Origin of the sequence: Pantoea sp. sgz302252 (genome assembly GCF_042610525.1) — a bacterium.
Lineage (GTDB): Bacteria > Pseudomonadota > Gammaproteobacteria > Enterobacterales > Enterobacteriaceae > Erwinia.
The window spans coordinates 305,942-327,738 of the sequence record NZ_JBHDVM010000005.1 but is presented as its reverse complement, the minus strand read 5'-3'; the positions used below and the strand labels follow the sequence as shown (position 1 = coordinate 327,738).

Below are 21,797 nucleotides of genomic sequence, written 5' to 3'. Positions count from 1 at the left end.
CCGCTTAATATAATCTATAAATAAAACCAAATAACTTAAGAGCTGTTATGAAAATCATTTACCCCGAAGAATTACAGGATAAAATGAATAGACATCACTATTAAAAACACACCGAAAACGCCCAATCCAGCTTACAAAAAAATTAATTTTAAGTAAGCACCCTATTCGTATCGTGTAAATAAATATTGCATTTTGTTTTTTCGGGTGCAATAAATACGCACTTACGTAATCTACTAATCAGTAGCCTGTCCATATTACTTAATCCGGATCACAGGGAGCTATCTGGTCGATGGCAGAAAAAAATGAAATTATAAAATTTATTCGTGGTTGTTATCCAGAAATTACACATCTAGCCCTGTTTACGGCAGTTATTAACCTACTGATGCTTACGCCTTCTCTGTATATGCTGCAAATTTATGACCGCGTATTGGCCTCCGGGAATAGCATAACTCTGCTGATGCTAACGCTGATTGTGCTGGCAGCCTACCTTGTTATGTTATTGCTGGAATATATGCGCAGCGCCATTGTAATCCGCCTGGGCAACCGCATGGATCATTGCCTGTCAGATCGCGTCTATACCGCTTGTTGCCGGGCCAGCTTTGACCGTGGCGAGGTTGACCCGGGGCAACGCCTGCAAGATTTGACCCAGATGCGCCAAATTTTAACAGGCAGTACGCTTTTCGCTTTTTTTGACGCTCCCTGGTTTCCTGTTTATCTTGCCGTTATTTTTCTTTTCAATTTCTGGCTGGGGATTGTTGCTCTTGTTGGTGCCGCTCTTCTAATATTACTGGCAATTTTAAATACAAAGCTCACCAGCAATAAATTAAAAGAAGCAGGGAAGTATTCTGCCGCTGAAAATAGCCTGGCAACTGCAAGCCTGCAAAATTCGGAAGTGACAGAGGCATTAGGCATGCTGCCGGAATTAAAAAATCGTTGGCAGGCGCTGCATACAAATTTTTTGTATAACCAGCATAAGGCCAGTGAAAGAGCGGCGCTGGTTAGCGCTATTACCCGCTCGGTACGTCTGGCTTTGCAATCGTTGATTTTGGGGTTTGGCGGCTGGCTGACTCTGCGTGGCTCCATGACGCCCGGCATGATGATTGCCGGGTCTATTTTAATGGGCCGAACCCTGGCGCCTGTTGAACAATTAATTAACGTTTGGCGAAACGTCAGTACGGCGAAGCTTTCTTATCGTCGGCTGGTAAAACTTTTGCATAATTACCCTCCTTACCGGGAAGGCGTTTCCCTGCCTGAACCTGTCGGCAACCTGGCCGTAGAAAATTTAACCGCCGCTTCGGCAGAGACGAATAAGGTGCTGATATTGCATCAGCTGAATTTTACGCTAAAGGCGGGAGAAGTCCTGGGAATTATTGGCCCCAGCGCCTCCGGAAAATCTACGCTTGCCCGGGCGCTGGTCGGCGTCTGGCCGCATATGTCAGGCAAAGTTCGTCTGGATGGCGCGGATATCCGCCAGTGGAACCGAAACGACCTTGGCCGCTGGCTGGGATATCTGCCTCAGGATGTTGCGCTGTTTGCCGGTTCAGTCGCTGATAATATCGCCCGCTTCAGGGAGAAAGCTGATTCCCGGGAAATTATTAAGGCGGCACGCCTGGCGGGCGTGCATGAGCTGATCCTGCGTCTGCCTCAGGGCTATGACACGCTGATTGGTCATCAGGGCGCAGGCTTGTCCGGCGGGCAGAAACAGCGAATTGGCCTGGCGAGAGCGCTTTATGGCGATCCCGCGCTGCTCGTTCTTGATGAGCCAGATGCCAGCCTCGATGACGCCGGAAAAAAGGCGCTGCACCAGGCGATAGCCTCACTGCGGCAACGCGGCAAAACAATCGTGCTGGTCACGCACCACAGCAGCCTTGTCGCGCTAACCAGCCAGCTACTGCTGCTGCAGGAAGGAAGAATAAAAGATTATGGCCCGACGCAAGCAGTATTACAGGCTCGCATGCGGCAAAGCGTAAAAAGAGAACAAAATCTTGCCCACGCTTCGTTAACGTCAGAAATCAAGGGGAGCAAAGGTGTTGACGCACTCAATCAGCAGCAATATTAAGGCTAAGCAAATCCCGCTGGAAATCCGCTTTTTTTCCCGCGCGGGTTGGCTGGTTATACTGGCCGGGCTACTGAGTTTCACGCTCTGGAGTCTCTTCGCGCCGCTGGATAAAGGGGTAAGCTCATCGGGTACCGTTATGGTTTCCGGCCATCGTAAAACCATCCAGGCGCCCGCTGGCGGCATGATTGCTTTTGTTAACGTAAAGGAAGGACAGCGGGTCAAGGCTGGCGACAAACTGGTGCAGCTGGATCAGGTACAGGTGCAGGCGCAGCTTACAGCTGTCAGCGAGCAATACTTTACCTCGCTGGCAATGGCGAATCGATTACAGGCGGAGCTTGACGGGCTGAAAAGCATTCCGGAGCTGCCAACAGCGGCTCAGCCCGCCGATGCGGCGATGGCGGCCAAAATATTACTGCTGCAAAATCAAATATTTAACTCACGCCGTGAGGCATTATCCCATGAAAATGAAGGATATAAACAGGTTATCGCAGGCATTAGTGCGCAGCTAAAAGGCCTGCTGGCGGCGGAAAAAAATAAAAAAGCCCAGCTTGGTCTGTTGCATGCGCAAACCAAAAGCCTACAGCCTTTGGTAAGCGAGGGCTATTTTCCTCGTAACCGCTATCTGGATCTTTTACGCCAGGCTGCTGAAATCGAAAGCAGCCTCAGCGAAATGGCGGGCCAGGCGGAACAGCTGCAAAAACAGCGGGAAGAGTATCAACTCCGCATAAAAAAGAGTCATGCCGATTATCAGAAAGAGGTGCGCACCGCACTGGAGCAAACCCGGCTACAGCTTAGCGATATTAAAAACAAGCTGGAGCAGGCGACGTTGGCCGCCAAAAACACGCAGATTTTTGCCCCTCAGGATGGCGTCGTCATGGATTTAAACCTGTTTACCCGGGGCGGCGTCATCAATTATGGCGAGCGGGTTATGGATATCGTTCCCGACCGGGCGGAGCTGGTAGTGGAAGCGCGGTTGGGCGTCGAATTGATTGATAAGGTGCATGAAGGCTTACCCGTAAAGCTGCTTTTTACCGCTTTCAACCAGAGCACCACGCCCAAAATTCCCGCTACCGTCACGCTGGTTTCCGCCGACAGGCTGGTCGATAGCAGTACTGGCGCGCCCTACTACAAAATCCAGGCAACCGTTTCGCCAGAGGAAAGCGGCAGGCTCATCACTGATAAAATCAGACCCGGCATGGCCGTAGAGCTATTTATTCAGACGGGAAACCGCTCGCTATTCAACTACCTGTTTAAGCCATTTATGGATCGAGCCGCAACAGCGTTAAGCGAGGATTAATGATGACGTTAATCAGAATCTACTGGCTGCTACTGCTATTAAGTTTCGCCGGTCATGCCAGCGCCATGACGATATTAAAAGCCTATACCCTGGCGCTGGAGCATGCGCCCTCTTATTTAGCCGCGCTAAAAGAAAAAGAAGCTGGCGGCGAAGAAGAAAATATTGCGCTGGCGGGCCTGCTTCCCGAGATCGCCGCCAGCTATCAAAACAGCCGTAACCGGCAAAAACAGGAGTATGTTCAGCAAACGCTAAGCGGGCCGAATAAGGCAATAGATCATAATGATTACGCCAGCTATTCCGGCTCCGTTACCCTTACCCAGCCGCTGTTCGACTATCAGGCAATTACCCGTTATCGTGCCGCACAGGCGCAAAAGTTAATGGCGGACGAAAGGTACCGCGCCCGGCTGCAGGAGCTGGCGATAAAGGTGACGGAAGCCTGTCTGGCACTGGCTTATGCGCAAGAGGCCGTAAAACTGGCAGGGTTAAAAAAGCATGCCTTTTTGGAGCAATTAAGCGCTAACCGCCGCCTGTTACAGGCTGGCGAAGGTTCAATCACGGACGTGACCGAATCCGATGCGCGCTATCACCTGGCAATAGCCGAAGAGATTGAAGTTAATAACGAACTGGATGCAGCCCGGCGTGAGCTGGAGGCCATTATCGGTGCGCCAGTCAGGAACATTCCTTTGTTAAACGGGCTGACGTCAGCTAAATTCCGGGCTTTGCCATTAAAAACGCTGGATTTCCAGACGTGGCAAAAGCTTGCGCTGGCTAATAACCCTTCGCTGCGTGCAATACGCCAGGAACTGGAAGCAAAGCGTTACGAGGTTGAACAATACCGGGGCGGACATTTTCCGGTAGTGCAACTTTACGCCTCCCACACGCTTAACGATTCCGCAACCGACAATACGCTTCACCAGAAATATCGCACCAGCAGCGTGGGCGTCAGAGTGAAAGTCCCATTTTATTCTGGCGGCGGCATTTCGGCCGCAACGCGTAAAGCCACTGCGGAATACAGTCAAAGAAAATACCAGCTTGAAGAAAATACAGCCACTACTCTTAACGACCTGAAACGGGTTTATAACGGCTATATCAGTAGCCGCACAAGAATTCAGGCTTTAAGCCTGGCAATGGATGCGGCAAGAAAACAGGTAGTTGCCACGCGTAAAAGCGTATTCGCCGGACATAGGGTAAATCTGGATATTTTAAATGCCGAACAGCAGTTATATAGCGCCCAGCTCGATCTGATTAATGAAAAATATAACCATATTAAATATTGGGCCGGACTGCTAAGCAAAGCGGGCCTGCTTGAAATTAATGACCTGGCAATAATAGATAAGCATTTCAGCCAGGCAAACTAGTTCCTTCGTATGAAAAGGAAACACAGTAGTATATATTAACTATTTTAAGAGGTTATTATGGCTATTTTTGACTACAAAGGCGAAACTGACATACAGCTTATAAAAGATGTTTTAACTCTGGAAAGCGTAAATTTTGGAAGCGCAACCCAGGCGGATTATAGTTTTAACAGTGTGGATGGCTGGAAAATTCTGGATGCTGAGACGCTGGGATATTCCGGCTGCGCCAATAAATATGGCGCTTTCTTTGGAGAATCCCTGTTTACCGCTTCTGCAGAGTGCAGCGTATTAGGTAAGTATGACGCTAGCGGCAATCTGATTTCAATAGGGCTTAGCTTCTGGGGAACGGGTACCTACGCAGGTAACCCTCTATATGTGCCTAATACTGTTCTGGACTGGGCGTCAAATACGGTTATAGCGCTTGATGAAAGCTATAGCGATATCTATATAGCTAACGCTTATAACAACCTGCTTTCTTGTATTTCTTCTTTTGCTACCGCCAACGGCCTTAGCGGTAGTGACATTATTTTTACCGGTCATAGCCTGGGCGGTCTGTCCGTTAACAGTATGGCTACGGCTTCCGCCCAGGGAAAATGGGAGGGGTTTTTTGAAGACTCCAGCTATATTGCCCTGGCTTCGCCCACGCAGAATCTGCTGGATGATAAGGTATTAAATGTTGGCTATGAGGGCGATCCCGTATTCAGAGTCCTGGAAGGAAGCAGTCTGACCTGGGAGAGTCCTTTCAGTCACGACAAGCCGCTGGAAACCGCAACCAATAATATTGTCACCTTCAACGATTATTATGCGGGCCTGACGGATGGATGCGATATTATGTCTATCGTTAATATCTCATCCTGGGCAAGCCATTCTGGACAGGATTACAGTGATGGTATGCTCAGGATCATGGACTCTGAGATCTATAGCTATACGCATATCGATTCTAATATCGTTGTATCAAACCTGAGCGAAGAAAATCGCAGTACTACCTGGGTACAGGATTTAAATAAAAGCATTGAACATCAGGGAAGTACTTTTATTATAGGAACAGCGTCGAACGATCTGCTGCAGGGCGGCGCCAACAATGATTATCTGTGCGGTGGCGCGGGTAATGATACCTTTAAAGACCACAGCGGCTATAACGTTATCTATGGCGGCGAAGGGGAAAATACTTATATCACTGAATGTATAGTCGGTGATATTAATTTTGCCAGAAACAGCGACGGCACCCTTTTCTTTAAATATTCTAATGGCGATATTACTAAAGCGGAGGATATCCATATTGTTAATGCCGACAAGCCTTTCTTTAGCTTCCTTGACCTGACGCTTTCGCTGAAAACCGATTTCACCGTGACGGAATATGGCTTACAGGACGGCAGCGATATCCTGAGCTATGCACAAAGCTATTATGCCACGGAAGAAAACAGTTTTACCCTTATAGCAGACAGCGATGACAATTGGTTATTCGCTGCCGATACTGACAGCATTATCTATGCCAACGGCAGCCACGCCAATATTGTTTCTGGCTATGGCAACGATACTATCTATGCCAGCGGCAGTGGCGACTCGCTGCTTTTCTACGGCGATTTTGGTAACGACACTATTTTTAACCTTTCCGGGCAAGAAACCTTTATTTTTATGGAGAACGAATTTATTGCCGATAACGACAGTTATCTCAATCATCTCTCTTTTGTTGACGATAATGCCGTGCTGACTTTTGGCGATAGCAGCGTAACGCTTACCGGCGTTAATGCAGATTCGCTGGCGGATATGCACTTTATCGTAGCCTGAGTGCCGTGGTAGCGATTTCGCTGCGGTACTGATGCAACATGCGGCGTATTTTTGCGCCGCTTTTACTCGGTTACTGCGTAACCTACTAATAGTTATGGTTAAATTTCTTCTGCTTTTTTTTCTTTCCGGGTTTACCCCTGCCAAACTTCGACTATCCTTCTTTAAAACCTGAAAATATTGTGATGGAGATGGACAATGAGTATGTACGCAACGCTGGAAGAGGCTATCGACGCAGCGCGTGAAGAGTTTTTGGCGGACAATCCGGAGATGGAAGAGGATGAAGCCTCGGTCAGCCAGTTTAATCTGCAAAAATATGTGATGCAGGATGGCGATATCATGTGGCAGGCAGAGTTTTTGGCGGACGATACCGACGAAGGCGAAATTCTGGCGCTGCGTAGCGGCGAAGCGGCACAGGCCATTTTCGACGGCGATTTCGACGAGATTGAGCTGCGTCAGGAGTGGCTGCCGGAAAACACGCTGCACGAATGGGATGAAGGCGAATTCCAGCTGGAGCCGCCGGGTGACAGTGAAGAAGGCAAGGCGGCAGCAGATGAATGGGAGGATGACAATAGCGATTCCGATCGTACCGATCGCTGGGAATAGCAGCTACTCGTAGGGGCCGTGATGCGAGTCCACCGGCAGTAACAGCGTATCGATTACCAGCGACAGCGGCAGATCGATAATGGTCAGGAAACGCCAGGGCGTGTCGCGCACGTCCCACTGTACGCCGGGATAATATTGATTGCCATGCCCCTGTCCGGGCATGGTACGACTAATAATACTGCCGCAACCGGTCAGCATCAGCAGGCAAATGCCCAGCAGCAGTGAACGTACTACTCTCATCATATCGACCGTCATGAATAAAAAACGCGCTATTGTACAGCAGCCTTTGCCTTCGCACAGGCCGTGCAGTGCAAAATATCCGTAAATTTCCCGCTTTTAAGTTTAGCCGCTCTAAGTCAGCTGCGGAGAGATTATTGCCCGCTCGCCAGCTTCCAGTGGTTTTTCATGTTCTATGCTTTGTGGGCACTGGCGCAAATTTCCTGAGAGATGCCTAAACCACTGGAGCAAAATTATGAGAGCCCTTACCTACCACGGCCCGCACCGGGTCAGCGTTGATACCATGCCCGATCCCACAATAGAAGCGCCTGACGATATTATCCTGCGCGTCACCGCTACGGCTATTTGCGGATCTGACCTGCACCTTTATCGCGGCAAAATTCCCGGCACCCACCATGGTGATATTTTCGGCCATGAGTTTATGGGCGAAGTAGTGGAAACCGGCACCGGCGTTACCGCCGTAGCGAAAGGCGATCGTGTGGTAATTCCTTTTGTTATCGCCTGCGGCGACTGCTTTTTTTGCCATATGCACCAGTACGCCGCCTGCGAAACCACTAACAGCGGTCGCGGTGCTATCCTGAACAAAAAAAGCATCACGCCGCCCGCCGCGCTTTTCGGCTACAGCGATCTTTATGGCGGTATTCCAGGCGGCCAGGCGGAATACGTACGGGTGCCAAAAGCCAATACCGGGCCTTTTAAAGTGCCGGATACGCTGCCGGACGAGAAAGTTTTATTTCTCTCTGATATTTTGCCTACGGCCTGGCAGGCAGTGCAAAACGCAGAAATTAAACAGGGATCGAGCGTGGCGATATTTGGCGCTGGTCCGGTTGGCTTGCTGAGCGCCGCCTGCGCCAGACTGGCGGGCGCGGAGCAAATATTTATGATTGACCATCACGCCTATCGCCTGGCGTTTGCCCGCGAGCGTTATGGCGTGATCCCCATTAACTTTGATGAAAATGACGATCCGGCGGCGTGGATTATTGAAAATACCAAAAATCATCGCGGCGTGGATGCCGTTATTGATGCGGTAGGCTTTGAAGCTAAAGGCAGCCTCACCGAAACAGTGTTGAGCAATCTCAAGCTGGAAGGCAGCAGCGGCAAGGCGCTTCGCCAGTGTATCGCCGCCGTGCGGCGCGGCGGTATTGTCAGCGTGCCCGGCGTCTATGCCGGCTTTATTCACGGCTTCCTGTTTGGCGACGCCTTTGATAAAGGGCTGACCTTTAAAATGGGCCAGACGCACGTCCATGCTTTCCTGCCCGATTTGCTGAAGCTGATTGAGCAGGGCCATCTCAAGCCCGAAGAAATTGTTACGCATCATATGCCGCTGGAAGAGGCCGCGCGCGGCTATGAAATTTTTGAAAAAAGGCAGGAGGATTGCCGCAAAATTATCCTGGTGCCGGGTATGGCAAATGCCCAGGCGACGCTGTAAACAGTGAAATCTTAATGCCCGTCATATTAAACAGGCGGCGGGCATATTTACATTACTTTAATTCGATCGGCAAAGTTATTTAATGCCAGTAGCTATTAGCTGATAAAAAATAATTTGCCAGCTTTTTTATTTTTATCGGCAGAAGCGCAGGAAGTTAACTTTCCGTTAAATGAAGAGCCTATTCCGGCGTGATTTCTCTCTCAGATTAGTCCTTGAATGAAAAATTATCGGTTCAGGCGCGCGCTAAATGCCGATATGCGTCTAACCTTATTCCTGTAACGTCAAAGAGAGCCACCGAAAGCTTTTGTCCTTGTTGTTAAAACGGAGCGAAATATGACTATCAAGACGCTGGAAGATTTATTTATTCATGACTTATCAGATGTTTATAGTGCTGAAAAGCAGATTACCCGCGCCCTGCCGAAAATGGCGCGCGCCGCTACTGACGAAAAGCTGGTAGCGGCCTTCAAACAGCATCTTGAAGAGACACAGGGCCAGATTGAACGTCTGGACCAGCTGGTGGAAAGTACCGATGGCGTGCGCATTAAGCGTATGAAGTGCCACGCCCTTGAAGGCCTTGTCGAGGAAGCGCAGGAGATCATCGACTCCGTAGAAGCTGGCCCGGTGCGCGATGCCGGTCTGATCGGCGCCGCACAGAAGGTAGAGCATTATGAAATCGCTACCTACGGCACGCTGCACGCGCTGGCTCTCAAACTGGGCTACAAAGAAGCGGCCCGACTGCTGGCGGAAACGCTGAAAGAAGAAAAAGCCACCGATGAAAAACTTACTGTGATTGCTGAACAGCAATAGTTCTGTATTGCCTGCAATGTTAAAAGAGGTATTTTTATGACTCACGAAGAGAACTACCTGGCCTGGGTAAAAGACGCGCATGCAATGGAAAAACAGGCTGAAAGCATGCTGGAGAAACAGGCCGCGCGCCTGGAGCATTATCCCGATCTGAAAGCCCGTATCGAACAACATATTGAAGAGACCCGCCAACAGCAGGCGCTGGTGCAGTCGGTAATTGACCGCTACGATACTTCGCACTCCGTATTAAAAGATACCATGGGCAAGCTGACCGCTTTTGGCCAGGCCATGGGCGGCATGATGGCCGATGACGAAGTGGTGAAAGGCGCTATCAGCAGCTACGTGTTTGAAAATCTGGAGATCGCAAGCTATACCTCGCTGATTGCGGCGGCAGAAATGGTGGGCGATACCGAAGGCGCCAGGATTTTTGCGCAAATCCGTGAGCAGGAAGTCGCCATGGCCGACTGGGCGCTGAATCACCTGCCGGATGTAACCGAACAGTTCTTAACGCGCTCCGCCGCACCGGGCGTGGAAGCGAAAAAATAGTGATTTTGTAGCTATAAAAAAACCCGGAGCGTCCTCCGGGTTTTCTACAGACTGCTGACAAACGTGAAGCGATGGAGGGCCTGCGGCTGGAGCAAAGCATTACGGGCCATGGACGGCCCGTACTGAGCTGCCACGGAAGGCGCTTTTTGCGTCTTTGCGGAAGACACAGACCCTCCTGAGCCGACACCAGCATACTTTGTCATCAACCTCAAAAAACCCGGAGCGTTCTCCGGGTTTTTTATTGCTTAGCCGGGAATCTTGCGATCCTGCCTTACACTTTGGTTGACTGAATAGCCAGCGGATTCATTTTCAGCGACTGATAGTAGTCAAACCAGTCGTGATACTTATCCGCATTTTGCCACAGGCGATAGTGCATTCTGGACAGCGTTACCGGATCGCTGATAAGCGCCAGGCGGCGATCGCGGTCCAGCTTCGCCGGTGATTCGCTCAGCGCCTGCTCAACGCGGCGATCGCGGGCAAACTCCAGGATCTCACTTTTCAGGTGACGCGAGGTCGCCATTGCACTCGCCAGCGCGTTAAACGACGGGTTGAACAGGGCGTGCATAAAGCCATCTTTCAACGCGCGTTCGCGGTTCAACTCGTTATAGCGCTCGGTATCAATCAGCTCTCTTGGCGGCTCAAACTCTTCCGGGATCAGGAACAGCTTAGCGCGTTTCGATGCCATGCCGGTCGTGGAACGGCTTGAGTAAACCGAGACGAAAGGCGAAAGGATCAGCGAGAAGACGATCGGTGCCAGCCACCACAGGAAGTTAAGATCCAGCCAGCCCATCCCTGCCGCCCAAACGATGCCAAGCGCCATCTGCGAACCGTGACGCTTGAACGCTTCGCTCCACGGCGTCGCATCGTCATCGCGCTGCGGCGAGTTCCAGACCACTTCCCAGCCCAGGAAGGCGCTGACCACGAAGACGGTGTGGAACAGCATGCGTACCGGCGCCAGCAGCACCGAGAACAGCACCTCCAGGAAGAGCGAAACGGTTACGCGCAGCACGCCGCCGTAAGGCTTCGCGCCCTTGAACCAGATCAGAATGATACTGAGCAGCTTCGGCAGGAACAGCAGTACCATGGTGGTGGAGAACAGCGCTATCGCCAGCTCGGGACGCCACTGCGGCCAGACCGGGAAGAGCTGTCTTGGCTGCAGGAAGTACTGCGGCTCCATCAGCGTATGCACCACCTGTAGCGCCGTCGACAACGCCAGGAACATAAACCACAGCGGCGCCGAAAGGTAAGACATCACGCCGGTCAGGAACACGGCACGGTGCACCGGGTGCATACCTTTTACCAGGAACAGGCGGAAGTTCATCAGGTTGCCGTGACACCAGCGACGGTCGCGTTTCAGCTCATCCAGCAGGTTTGGCGGCAGCTCTTCATAAGAGCCTGGCAGATCGTAGGCTATCCAGACGCCCCAGCCTGCACGGCGCATTAGCGCGGCTTCTACAAAGTCATGCGACAAAATGGAACCGGCAAAGGAACCCTCACCCGGCAACGGTGCCAGCGCGCAATGCTCGATAAACGGCTTAACGCGAATAATGGCGTTATGGCCCCAATAATGCGACTCACCCAGCTGCCAGAAGTGCAGACCAGCGGTGAACAGCGGGCCATACACTCGCGTGGCGAACTGCTGGCAGCGCGCATAAAGCGTATCCATGCCCGACGCTTTTGGCGAAGACTGGATGATCCCGGCATTCGGGTTCGCTTCCATCATGCGCACCAGGCCGGTCAGGCAATCGCCGCTCATTACGCTGTCCGCGTCCAGCACTACCATATAGCTGTACTGGCTGCCCCAGCGGCGGCAGAAGTCATCAATGTTGCCGCTTTTGCGCTTCACACGGCGACGGCGGCGGCGGTAAAAGATGCGCCCTTCCCCGCCGACATCCCGTACCAGTTCCATCCATGCCTTTTGCTCGGCCATGGCGATATCCGGGTTGTAGCTGTCGCTGAGAATGTAGACGTCGAAATGCTGCTGTTCACCCGTTCTGACCACGGACTCCCATGTTGCCCGCAAACCGGCAAAAACGCGCTCAACGTCTTCATTACAGATTGGCATAATCAGCGCGGTACGGTGTTCCGGGTTAATCGGATCTTTGTCGTTGCTGTTATAAGAAATACTGTACTTATCTTTGCCAATCAGCAGCTGCAGGAAGCCCATCAGCGCCGTCCAGAAACCGGCCGATACCCAGCAGAACAGCACCGCGAACAGGAAGAGTATGCCCGTTTGCAATACGTACGGCAGGATTTGCAGCAGCGACTGCTGCCAGTTCTGGTTGATCATCTCCACAGGATCGATCAGCGCCCAGCCCTGGTAAGGCAGAATGGTTTTCATATACCAGGTAGCGATGACGGTCTGGGCAATCGTCAGGATCAGCAGGATGTAGCGACGAATCGACCCGACGTGACGCCACTTTTCTTCGGCTCGCTGCTCCTCAGCATTAGCGTAACGCGGTTTGGATTTGCGACCGCGCAGGGAATCCCACGCGCGCGATACCGGGTTGGTGCGCCAGGCTTCCGGATACATGGAAGAGCGCGTATGCGGCGGCATCGCTTTCAGCGTAGTGCGTTCCAGCGCATCTTTATCGAACTGTTCGCCTTTGCCGATGGAATCCGGCCAGGTCATTTCAATTCGCGATTTTACCGAAGAGAGCGGTGCATCGTCTTCGCGCTCTGGCGTCGGTGCTTCGCCCAGCGTCTGGTGCAGCTGGCTGAAAGCCGCGTCAGACTGTTCCGGCAGCGCGTTGAGTAACGCCTCCTTCCCCGTCGGGGAAAGAGGCAGCGCATCAATATAATCAGCTTTAGTCTTATTCATTGGCAGGCAACTGATAGCTCCAGGTTTCGGTCAGCGTCTTGTCGCCGTTAACCAGCGCAGCACGCATCTCTGTAGGCTGTTTGTTGTCCTTAACACGTAGACGGATCACCAGACGCCAGCCTTTGGTGACCGGGTTATAGCGCACGCTGTTTTCCACCAGCTCGCCGTTGTTGCCGATGCTGACCTGCGGCGCCACCGGCGTTTCGGCAGGCAGCTTGCTCATTTCCTGGCCCGCAAAATCCACGATAAAGGCAACGGTGCCGTCCGGCTGGCGCACCAGGTTGGATTGCTTAACGTCACCGGTCGAGCGCAGCGTATCTTTGACAAAGGCCGTTTCTGGCGAATGCAGCTGACTTTCGTCGCGGGTAAAGTGCAGACGATACTTAAAGTTCATCTCTTTGCCCGGATCCGGCAGATTTTCTGGCGTCCAGAAAGCCACGACGTTGTCGTTGGTTTCATCGGCCGTTGGGATCTCTACCAGCTCGACGCGGCCTTTGCCCCAGTCGCCCCGTGGTTCGATCCAGCCGCTCGGGCGCAGATCGTAGCGATCGTCCAGATCCTGATACTGCGAGAAATCACGGCCGCGCTGCAGCAGGCCAAAGCCTTTTGGATTCTCTACGGTAAAGGTGCTGACCGCCAGGTGCTTCGGATTGTTCAGCGGACGCCAGATCCATTCGCCGTTCCCGGCATGAATCGACAGGCCATCGGAATCATGCAGCGATGGACGGTAATTTACCTGCGGCGAAGGCTGGTTAGAGCCAAACAGGAACATACTGGTTAGCGGAGCCACGCCCAGCTTGCCGACTTTGTCGCGCAGATAAACTTTCGACTGCACGTCGACCGTGCTCTCTTTACCTGGCGTGATCAGGAAGCGATAGGCACCGGTCGCGCGCGGGGAGTCAAGCAGCGCGTAAATAACCAGATGTTTATCTGAAGGTTTCGGCCGCTCTACCCAAAATTCTTTAAAGCGCGGGAACTCTTCGCCGGACGGCAGCGCGGTATCTATCGCCAGGCCGCGTGAAGAGAGACCATAGACCTGGCCTGCGCCAATAACGCGGAAATAGCTGGCGCCCAGGAAGCTGGTGATCTCATCGTCTTTTTTGTTTTTGCTGTTCAGCGGATAAAGCACTTTAAACCCGGCAAAGCCGAGGTTTTTTACCGTTTCTGGATCGTGCTTAACGTTGCCGAAATTAAAGAAGTCCGGCGAATATTTAATCTCGTGCACGGTGGAAGCCGTGACTTCATTAATTTGCACCGGCGTGTCGAAGTACATGCCCTGGTGATAGAACTCCAGCTTGAACGGGGTTTTCAGCTTGCTCCACCAGGCTTTATCGCGATTGAACTGGATCTGCTGGTAATCAGCATATTTCATCTCGCGCAGTTGGGAAGGTAAATTGCTTTTAGGCGCTTCGTACCCTTTTCCGGCCAAATCTTTTGCCTGTTTTGCCACATCGTCAATGCTGAAAGCCCAGCCGGAGCTGGCATACATTGACAGCAAAACCGTTGCGCCGATCAGACGCAATTTCACCAGTTTTGGCTTGTTTTTCATTTTAATCAGCACATCCCCCCCTTTCGTGTGCTTAAATCAATCCCATCCATCTTAATGGATAATTCGCAATTCCGACAGCTCAACAACATTTTTGTTCCTCGGGTTTATCGCTTTTAACGCCCTGTTCTCAACTGCTTAGCGGATACGGATTCCCCTGATAGTATACCTGCGTTTTCTCAACTAGAGTAAGCGGTAAGCTTTAGCGTGGCTCAGGGTGAGCTAATGCTGTAACAGATTGAAAATGGGACAAATATGACAAAAAAATCCGGACAGCGAGAATATTTTTTTGATTCAATCAGAGCTTATCTGATGCTTTTAGGCGTACCTTTTCACGTCTCTTTGATTTATTCCAGCCAAAGCTGGTCAGTAAATAGTCTGCATCCTTCCGACTGGCTGACGCTGCTTAACGATTTTATCCACGCTTTTCGCATGCAGGTCTTCTTTGTTATTTCCGGATATTTTTCCTACATGCTGTTTTTGCGTTATCCCAAATCGCAATGGCTGAAAGTCCGGCTGGAACGCGTCGGCATTCCCATGCTGGCAGCCGTGCCGCTGCTGACGCTGCCGCAATTTTTTATGCTTAAAGCCTGGACCACAAAAATCGGCAACTGGAGCCAGCTAACGCCTTATCAAAAATTTAATGCGCTGAGCTGGGATCTTATTTCGCACCTTTGGTTTTTGCTGGTGCTGGTGATGCTGACTGTGGTGTGCGTCTGGCTGTTTAAAAAGCTGCGCGACGGCAGGCCATTAACAGACTATTCCGAGCTTAACTGGACGCGTCTTAGCCTGGCGATCCTGCTATGTAGCCTGGCCTGGGGAGCGATTCGCCGGCTGCTGTTTATTTTCGCGCCGCAAATGTTAAGTAACGGCCTGTTTAATTTTGTGGTAATGCAGACGCTGTTTTTTCTGCCTTTCTTTATTCTCGGTGCCATGGCGTGGAAGCACCAGGCGATCAAAACACTGTTAATCAAACCGGTGCCCTGGACTTTTATCGGCTCCGCGCTGGCTTTTGCCGCTTACGTTGCTAACCAAACCTGGAGTAAAGGCGAAGGCTGGCTTTATGAAATTGACGCCGTGGTGTCGATGATGATGGGGCTTTGGATGGTTAATGTCGTATTCTCGCTGGGGCATCGGCTGTTAAACAGCCATTCGCCGCGCGTAACCTATCTGGTGAATGCCTCACTGTTTATCTATCTGGTGCACCATCCGCTGACTATCCTCTACGGGATTTTTCTGGTGCCGCATATTGGCAGCAATACGCTGGGCTTTTTTGCTGGCCTGGCTTTCGTTTTCGGCATCGCTTTTTTGCTCTACGAAATTCATTTGCGTATTCCGCTGCTGCGCTTTCTTTTTTCCGGCAAGCCGCAGCAAAAATAGTTTTTGCGCAGCCCGGCAAAGCCGGGCTGATCTACAGCAACCACTCGATTGGCAGGCGCCACACCAGCCGCACCAGCAAACGCTGAATAAAACGGGTGCCCGGCTCGCGACGGTGAACAATTTCTTTATCGCCTTCACCCGGGTATTCCACCCAGTTTACCCTGCCCCACTTATCCAGCCGCAGTGTCCAGGCGCGATCGCGTATACGACTGAGAAAGCGCTGATGAATACCGGTCGCCAGCGGCTCGCTCTCAATCACAAACCCCATTTCCGTGTTCAGCATTGCCGAGCGCGGATCGAAGTTAAAAGAGCCGATAAAAACTTTCTCATTGTCCACGCTAAAGGTTTTCGCGTGCAGGCTTGAGCCGGAGTTCCCTGTCAGGCCGCGATCGTGCGGTTTATCACGCGTGCCGCTGTTGGGTTTCAATTCATACAGCGTTACGCCATGCCGCAGCAGTTTTTTACGCCACTTGGCATAGCCTGCATGTACCACCGATACGTCGTTTGCCGCCAGCGAATTGGTCAGAATGGCTATCTTTACGCCATTTCTGACTAAGCCTAATAGCTGAGCTACGCCCGCGCGCGTAGGCACGAAATAGGCTGAGATAATATCGAACTGCTGCTGTGGCTTGCCGATTACCTCCAGCATACGCTGCGGCAACAGCGTCGACTCTCGGGCGCGCCCCAGCCCCTTACGCGGATCGTCACTTAATAACCGGGTTCTGGCCCAGGTCAGCGGCAACTCGCCCGCCGCAAGTTTTGTGGCGAATGAGGAAGCCTTGATACGTTGCAGATAGCGTTTCACCTGTGGATTGTCCAGCCACTCGGCGGGCAACGCAACGGCGGCCTTTTTTGCCTCTTCCGCCACATCCACTATTTTGCTGAACGGCGCTACCGCGCGGCTTTCCCAGTAGCGTTCAAAATCATTAGTTACCTCTTTGACCACCGGCCCGACGGCCAGCACATCAAGATCGGAAAAGAGCGGCTCATCGCCTGCGCCAAAATATTCATCGCCCACATTACGGCCGCCGACGATTGTTACCTCTCGGTCGACGGTAAAACTTTTATTGTGCATGCGTCGGTTCAGGCGAGCAAAGTCGGTGAGATAGCCCAGCGCGCGCAGCGTACGAAATGAAAAAGGATTGAACAGCCGTATCTGGATGTTCTTATGGCGGCACAGTTCGCTTAGCGTACCGTCCAGACCCATAGTGTTATTGTCGTCCAGCAGCAGGCGTACCTGCACGCCACGCTCTGCTGCCTCTAACAAGGCGCTGAACAACAGGCGGCCGGACATATCGTCCTGCCAGATATAGTACTGGATATCCAGCGTGCGCCCGGCCCTGGCGATCAGCTGATAGCGGGCAGCAAAAGCATCCAGCCCCTCTTCCAGCGGATAAATGCCGCTGTGCTCGGGATGTTCCTCTGCCAGCGAGGAGACGGCGTCCGTCAGCGGCGCACGGGCGACCGGCTCATCTTCTGGCACAAAAGCGTCAACCACGGTTTTTCCTTATCTTGATCGTCCGGCTAAGACGGGCGGAGAGAAACGAGACAAACACTCATTATTATTGTTCGGGTTAGCGAAAATTGTCATACGACTGTTCCGATAGCCGCACGGTAGCGGCGTAGTGATAAACATAGTCGCTAACGCCAATTGCTCCAGGCTGAGCGCCCAGGGTCAGAGTTTTACTACGAGGAAAAGCGGCAAGTATAGCGCGCCGGCTTCTGTTGAGGGGCGAGCTACCAGCGGCCGATGGCGGAAACCGGCGCGGAAGTAGAGGCGTGCGGCCTGGCTAAGGAAGCCTGTCCGGAGGCATTTTTAGCGGGATAACAGCTGACTGCGGCGCGCACTCCTGCAGCGGATAAGGCACCGGCGCGCGACGCACGTCAGAAAGCCAGGTCAGCACAAAAATAACCGCCACGGCAATCAGCCCGGCAGCCAGTAGGCCCGTCAGCGCCAGCAGACGATCTTCCCGAGTTTCCATGCTCTTCTCCCTCCATTATGGCAACATACAGTTACATCAGGTTATTAACAATGTAACCATCAGCACAAAGATTATCAGCGTAAAGGAAGCGACTGCAAGCACCACTATGGCGAAATGGGCATCGTCGAGCCGGTGGCGTGGCTCGCTGGTCGGACGGTTCTGAGTTGGGTCGGTCATAGTCATCACTGTCGGCAGGCTTTGCGGCCCAATCGGGGCGATACAGCAAAGCGTTTTCGTGCTGTAAAGGCAGTGCATAAATAAGATTTATGCCTTAGCGTCGCTGGTTCCTTCAGGTTTCGTCGTTCTGCCGCGCATAAAAAAAAAGAATTATAGCATAGCGCCAGAATGAAAACGCGGGCGCAAGCGACCGAACAAAGACATTATTAATGCTACTACCGTCTATTTTTCAACAATATTTTTTACAGTAATAATTAAGCACATCCATAACTTTGAAAAAGATCCGGGTTTGCCGCTTTGTTAAGCCAGTTCGTTCTGAAACAAATCAGTTCGATTCCAGTATTAATCAGGTTTATTTGCAAAGAAAATTAAATAACAAGAGGTAGATAATATATCTTCTTTGGTTGTAAACGAGGTGTCGGCTAACCGGCATCCTTTCCGGTCTGGGGATAAATAAAGACTATGAAAGTCGAATTTTATTTAAGCCATACAGATTTTTTTTAGCCCTGTAGAGCGTGACGACGATGGTTAAAAGCGCTACCACCGCCAGAAAAATGCCCAGTCCCAGCATGGCGATAAAACCTGCGGCTCTGAAAAGCAGCAGTCCGGCGATACAGCCGCTTAAAAACGAGAAGACGGTAGTCAGATGAGTATACAGTTGCTTTTGCTGAAACCGGCGCTCGCTGTAGGGCACATGGCTGATAAAAGAAGAGACAAACGAGCCTAAGGCTATCCCGGCATCCGTTAACGTCCCGGTAATATGCGTCGCTCGCACACGCCCGTTGGAAAGCTGGGTTGAAGTAGAATTATGAATGCCCATCAGGAAACCCAGCAGCACTGAAATTTCCTTGTTATTGCCCGGCGAGTAGAAAGCCAGTTCAAAAATGGAGATCAAACAGAGCGCAATACTTTCTACCAGGATGATCAGGCAAAAGATAGTTCTTAGCTTTTTCTTTAGTCCCGCCAGTACCATAAACCTGGCGCAAACCGAACCCACGACAAAAGCGGCAATCAGTACCGCGAGGAATATCAGTCCCTGCGTATCGGCGCTAAAAACTTCGGATGAAATTTGCGAGGTGTTTCCCGTCATATGAGAGGGGAAGAAGCCGAACGCCCCCAGCGCCATGGCGTTAAGAATTCCTGCGGTAGTGGCTAAGACCAGCGCCAGGCAGCGATCTTCCGTGTGGGACCTGACCTTCTTTTTCTTTATCAGCACAGTAATCACCATTGAGTTGTGTGGAAGGAAAAGAGACGACGTAGGGTCCTGGCAGTAAAATAACGGACGCTGTAATTTTATCCGGTGCTAAAAAGAACCGGTAAGCCTGTTGATGAATCAGCCTGTCTAAAGCTTAACTTACCTTTGTTATACAAATGTAAAGCTTGGGTAATGTTTCTTAATATATCCAGCGAGAACAAGCGATTACAGATTAATCCGGAAAATTGAGACGGAGAGAAATCAAGGGGATAAAGCGGTGGCAGGCGGGATAATCGTCTGTTGCCATGACGATTATCCCGCCAGATTAGCTGGAAAAAATCAGAAATCCCAGGCCATTGAGAGCTTCAGCTGGCGCGGATTTCCCTGGTAGATATAGGTACCGTTGCTTTCCACACCCGACCAGTATTTTTTATTGGTAACGTTTTCCACGCCCAGACGCCAGGTAACATCATCCTGCTGAATCTTCATGCGGTAGCGCATGCCTAAATCCAGCGTAGTGTAGCTGGCCAATTTTTTGCTATTGGCCTCGTCTGCATACTGTGAACCGGAATGCGTTACGCGTGCCAACGCCGTCAGGCCTTCTACCGGCTTGATATCGTACTCCGCGCTCAGCACCGTATAGAAGTTCGCCACGCCGACAGCGTTTTTGCCGTCATAAGTGCCCTCTTCCGTTTTGGTCATTTTTGGATCCAGCCAGGTAGCACTGCCGTTCAGACGCATACCGTATACCGGCTCGCCAAACACATTCAGCTCCACGCCGCGGTTACGCTGTTCACCGTTGAGGCCAAACATCTCCGTCTGCTGATTGACGATCCCGGTCGGCTTTTTGATTTCAAATAGCGCCAGCGAGCCACCAACCCGGCCGCTGTCGAGCTTGATGCCCACTTCGTTCTGTTTGGAAAGCGAAATGCCGCTGACCGTGCCTGCATTTTTTGCATAGCTGGGTGCCGAATCGCCCGGCTGCAGCGCTTCGATATGGTTGGCGTAAAACGAAACTGCTTCCCACGGCTTCACTACCAGCCCGTAACCAGGCGTCCAGCGGGATTTAGTAAAGCGTGAATCTGTGTCTTCTGCCGCTGTACCGTAAGCGTAGTTACGCACCACGACCTTTTGATGACGCACGCCCGCCGTCAGCAACACTTTATCATCCAGGAAGCCAAGCGTATCGGCCAGCAGTACTCCCTGCGTTCTGATCCGGCTGGTCGGACGAGGATCGTCAAGATCGCCGCCAAAATAGTTGTTGGCTGGCTCTTCTACTGCGGAGGTATGGTAAATATTGGTCGCGTTCGGCGTCAGCGCCATTGCGTAGGCAGTTTTCTCGCGTTTGCTTAGCGCGGAATAGCCAACATTTACATTATGGCTAACGGAACCGGTATTAAATTTACCGCGAATGCCGCCCATCCCGCTGAAGGCATCAACATATTTGTTGGTGTCCATGCGGCCAATTGTCGCCGAGCCGTCCTGGCTGGTTAGCTTCGGCGTGCCGTAGGCGCCCATCTCATGCGAGTGCTGACCGCCAATAGCGCCGTAAGCCGTCCAGTTTGAGGTCAGATCATACTCTGCACGCGCCATGCCAAACTCGCTTTCCAGGTTGCTGTAAACCCAGTTCTGACTGTAGTTGCTGGTTGCGCGGGGTACGGCCGGAATAAAATCGACGTTGCTGATATTGACGCCAAGGCGACCGCCGTGAAATTCCTGTTTTTGATAGCCCAGATCCAGCGAGGTGCGCAACCGATCGCCGCGATAGTCCAGCCCCAGCGAAGCCAGCGTGGTACGGCGCTTTTCGTTATCAACTGCCGATTCGCCTTCGCGGTGCAGCACGTTAGCGCGTACGCCCCACTGATTGTTATCGCCAAAGCGGCGTCCTGCATCCAGCGAAGTACCAACCTGCGAAGAGGAGGTATAATCCACGCCCAGGCGAGTCAGCGGCGTATCCTCTGCGTGCTTCGGCTCAAGGTTGATCATGCCGCCGACGCCGCTGGTGGCAGAGCCATTAATCAGGGCGTTCGATCCTTTAAAGACTTCTACACGATCGACCATCTGGGTAGAAACTACCTGGCGCGGCATAACGCCCGGCAAACCACCGAAGGTCATATCGTCGCCGTCCAGATCGAACCCGCGGATGCGGTAGGTTTCAGCGAAGTTGCCGTAGCCCTGGACGTTCTGCACCGAAGCGTCGTTGGCGACTACATCCTTCAGCGTTTGCGCCTGCTGATCCTGAATCATTTTGCTGGTATAGCCGATAACATTAAAAGGCACGCTGTGCGCGTCCTGTTCACCAAGCATCCCCAAACGGCCGCCGTTGGCAACCTGACCATCCAGATAGGCAGGCACCAGCTGGTCGCCGCCCGGTTTGAAATTTTCGTCAGGCGTGGCGACCACCGTCATGGTTTTGTCGTTGTCCTGAGCTGCCGAAGCGCTGGCGGCGGTGGTTTTTGCCGATGAAGTTGAGACTTCTGCCGCCGTCGCAGTAGCGGAAGCGATCAGCGCCGCCAGTACGCTAACACTGAAGCGGCGGGTAAATAAGCAAGCGTGAGCCATTGCAGTTCCCTGATAA

Annotated in this window: 17 protein-coding genes; 9 read left to right on the top strand and 8 right to left on the bottom strand. The window is 52.0% G+C overall.

Translation table 11 applies throughout. The features are described 5' to 3' along the window. Window positions 1-289 precede the first annotated feature (289 nt). The 5 genes from ACETPC_RS11885 (at window position 290) to ACETPC_RS11865 (ending at window position 7,102) form a co-directional block, all read left to right on the top strand. Window positions 290-2,059, top strand: a complete 1,770-nt coding sequence (locus ACETPC_RS11885; protein WP_380181598.1) for a type I secretion system permease/ATPase — start codon at window positions 290-292, stop codon at window positions 2,057-2,059. After that, window positions 2,028-3,356 carry an HlyD family type I secretion periplasmic adaptor subunit gene (locus tag ACETPC_RS11880; protein ID WP_380181596.1) on the top strand — a complete coding sequence of 443 codons (1,329 nt, stop codon included), beginning with the start codon at window positions 2,028-2,030 and terminating at the stop codon, window positions 3,354-3,356. The genes ACETPC_RS11885 and ACETPC_RS11880 overlap by 32 nt, the downstream gene beginning before the upstream one ends. A gap of 2 nt (window positions 3,357-3,358) precedes the next feature. Then, window positions 3,359-4,714 carry a TolC family outer membrane protein gene (locus tag ACETPC_RS11875; RefSeq protein WP_380181594.1) on the top strand — a complete coding sequence of 452 codons (1,356 nt, stop codon included), beginning with the start codon at window positions 3,359-3,361 and terminating at the stop codon, window positions 4,712-4,714. A 57-nt stretch (window positions 4,715-4,771) separates the two neighbouring features. Then, a complete protein-coding gene (locus ACETPC_RS11870) occupies window positions 4,772-6,499 on the top strand; it encodes a lipase (protein WP_380181592.1) in 1,728 nt (575 codons plus the stop codon). A gap of 195 nt (window positions 6,500-6,694) precedes the next feature. Beyond that, the gene (locus tag ACETPC_RS11865; protein WP_380181590.1) at window positions 6,695-7,102 is read left to right on the top strand and encodes a MysB family protein; all 408 of its coding nucleotides are present in this window, start codon (window positions 6,695-6,697) and stop codon (window positions 7,100-7,102) included. Between the two features lie 3 nt (window positions 7,103-7,105). Here ACETPC_RS11865 and ACETPC_RS11860 read toward each other — a convergent pair whose 3' ends face one another. Further along, window positions 7,106-7,345, bottom strand: coding sequence for a YceK/YidQ family lipoprotein (locus ACETPC_RS11860; RefSeq protein ID WP_380181588.1), 240 nt, complete (start codon window positions 7,343-7,345; stop codon window positions 7,106-7,108). A 229-nt stretch (window positions 7,346-7,574) separates the two neighbouring features. On the opposite strand from ACETPC_RS11860, the gene ACETPC_RS11855 reads away from it, so the two are divergent. From ACETPC_RS11855 to ACETPC_RS11845, 3 genes are all read left to right on the top strand, one after another. After that, entirely contained in the window at window positions 7,575-8,768 is a 1,194-nt protein-coding gene (locus ACETPC_RS11855; protein ID WP_380181586.1) for a zinc-dependent alcohol dehydrogenase, read from the top strand. A 333-nt stretch (window positions 8,769-9,101) separates the two neighbouring features. Then, window positions 9,102-9,575 carry a ferritin-like domain-containing protein gene (locus ACETPC_RS11850; RefSeq protein WP_380181584.1) on the top strand — a complete coding sequence of 158 codons (474 nt, stop codon included), beginning with the start codon at window positions 9,102-9,104 and terminating at the stop codon, window positions 9,573-9,575. A gap of 36 nt (window positions 9,576-9,611) precedes the next feature. Continuing rightward, window positions 9,612-10,118 carry a ferritin-like domain-containing protein gene (locus tag ACETPC_RS11845; RefSeq protein WP_380181582.1) on the top strand — a complete coding sequence of 169 codons (507 nt, stop codon included), beginning with the start codon at window positions 9,612-9,614 and terminating at the stop codon, window positions 10,116-10,118. 271 nt (window positions 10,119-10,389) lie between these two features. On the opposite strand, the gene mdoH is transcribed toward ACETPC_RS11845, so the two are convergent. Next, window positions 10,390-12,939, bottom strand: a complete 2,550-nt coding sequence (gene mdoH / locus ACETPC_RS11840) for a glucans biosynthesis glucosyltransferase MdoH (RefSeq protein ID WP_380181580.1) — start codon at window positions 12,937-12,939, stop codon at window positions 10,390-10,392. Beyond that, window positions 12,932-14,488: a glucan biosynthesis protein G gene (locus ACETPC_RS11835; protein WP_380181759.1), complete on the bottom strand. Its 1,557-nt coding sequence runs from the start codon at window positions 14,486-14,488 to the stop codon at window positions 12,932-12,934. The genes mdoH and ACETPC_RS11835 overlap by 8 nt, the downstream gene beginning before the upstream one ends. A gap of 252 nt (window positions 14,489-14,740) precedes the next feature. Between ACETPC_RS11835 and mdoC the strand changes: the two genes are divergently transcribed. Beyond that, window positions 14,741-15,865: a glucans biosynthesis protein MdoC gene (mdoC, locus tag ACETPC_RS11830; protein WP_380181579.1), complete on the top strand. Its 1,125-nt coding sequence runs from the start codon at window positions 14,741-14,743 to the stop codon at window positions 15,863-15,865. 31 nt (window positions 15,866-15,896) lie between these two features. On the opposite strand, the gene ACETPC_RS11825 is transcribed toward mdoC, so the two are convergent. From ACETPC_RS11825 to ACETPC_RS11805, 5 genes are all read right to left on the bottom strand, one after another. Continuing rightward, entirely contained in the window at window positions 15,897-17,315 is a 1,419-nt protein-coding gene (locus ACETPC_RS11825) for a phospholipase D family protein (RefSeq protein ID WP_380181757.1), read from the bottom strand. 340 nt (window positions 17,316-17,655) lie between these two features. After that, on the bottom strand, window positions 17,656-17,847 hold the full coding sequence (locus ACETPC_RS11820; protein WP_380181577.1) for a hypothetical protein: 192 nt from the start codon (window positions 17,845-17,847) through the stop codon (window positions 17,656-17,658). 36 nt (window positions 17,848-17,883) lie between these two features. After that, window positions 17,884-18,102 carry a hypothetical protein gene (locus tag ACETPC_RS11815; protein WP_380181769.1) on the bottom strand — a complete coding sequence of 73 codons (219 nt, stop codon included), beginning with the start codon at window positions 18,100-18,102 and terminating at the stop codon, window positions 17,884-17,886. 382 nt (window positions 18,103-18,484) lie between these two features. Beyond that, window positions 18,485-19,240: a YoaK family protein gene (locus ACETPC_RS11810; RefSeq protein ID WP_380181575.1), complete on the bottom strand. Its 756-nt coding sequence runs from the start codon at window positions 19,238-19,240 to the stop codon at window positions 18,485-18,487. A gap of 318 nt (window positions 19,241-19,558) precedes the next feature. After that, window positions 19,559-21,781, bottom strand: a complete 2,223-nt coding sequence (locus tag ACETPC_RS11805; RefSeq protein ID WP_380181573.1) for a TonB-dependent receptor — start codon at window positions 21,779-21,781, stop codon at window positions 19,559-19,561. Window positions 21,782-21,797: the final 16 nt, after the last annotated feature.

Excerpts from the sequence above, each read along its gene's own strand:
- ACETPC_RS11885 (WP_380181598.1), top strand. The coding sequence starts at position 290 with ATGGCAGAAAAAAATGAAATTATAAAATTTATTCGTGGTTGTTATCCA.
- ACETPC_RS11875 (WP_380181594.1), top strand. The coding sequence starts at position 3,359 with ATGACGTTAATCAGAATCTACTGGCTGCTACTGCTATTAAGTTTCGCC.
- ACETPC_RS11870 (WP_380181592.1), top strand. The coding sequence starts at position 4,772 with ATGGCTATTTTTGACTACAAAGGCGAAACTGACATACAGCTTATAAAA.
- ACETPC_RS11865 (WP_380181590.1), top strand. The coding sequence starts at position 6,695 with ATGAGTATGTACGCAACGCTGGAAGAGGCTATCGACGCAGCGCGTGAA.
- ACETPC_RS11860 (WP_380181588.1), bottom strand. The coding sequence starts at position 7,345 with ATGATGAGAGTAGTACGTTCACTGCTGCTGGGCATTTGCCTGCTGATG.
- ACETPC_RS11855 (WP_380181586.1), top strand. The coding sequence starts at position 7,575 with ATGAGAGCCCTTACCTACCACGGCCCGCACCGGGTCAGCGTTGATACC.
- ACETPC_RS11850 (WP_380181584.1), top strand. The coding sequence starts at position 9,102 with ATGACTATCAAGACGCTGGAAGATTTATTTATTCATGACTTATCAGAT.
- ACETPC_RS11845 (WP_380181582.1), top strand. The coding sequence starts at position 9,612 with ATGACTCACGAAGAGAACTACCTGGCCTGGGTAAAAGACGCGCATGCA.
- mdoH (WP_380181580.1), bottom strand. The coding sequence starts at position 12,939 with ATGAATAAGACTAAAGCTGATTATATTGATGCGCTGCCTCTTTCCCCG.
- ACETPC_RS11835 (WP_380181759.1), bottom strand. The coding sequence starts at position 14,488 with ATGAAAAACAAGCCAAAACTGGTGAAATTGCGTCTGATCGGCGCAACG.
- mdoC (WP_380181579.1), top strand. The coding sequence starts at position 14,741 with ATGACAAAAAAATCCGGACAGCGAGAATATTTTTTTGATTCAATCAGA.
- ACETPC_RS11820 (WP_380181577.1), bottom strand. The coding sequence starts at position 17,847 with ATGGAAACTCGGGAAGATCGTCTGCTGGCGCTGACGGGCCTACTGGCT.
- ACETPC_RS11815 (WP_380181769.1), bottom strand. The coding sequence starts at position 18,102 with ATGCACTGCCTTTACAGCACGAAAACGCTTTGCTGTATCGCCCCGATT.
- ACETPC_RS11805 (WP_380181573.1), bottom strand. The coding sequence starts at position 21,781 with ATGGCTCACGCTTGCTTATTTACCCGCCGCTTCAGTGTTAGCGTACTG.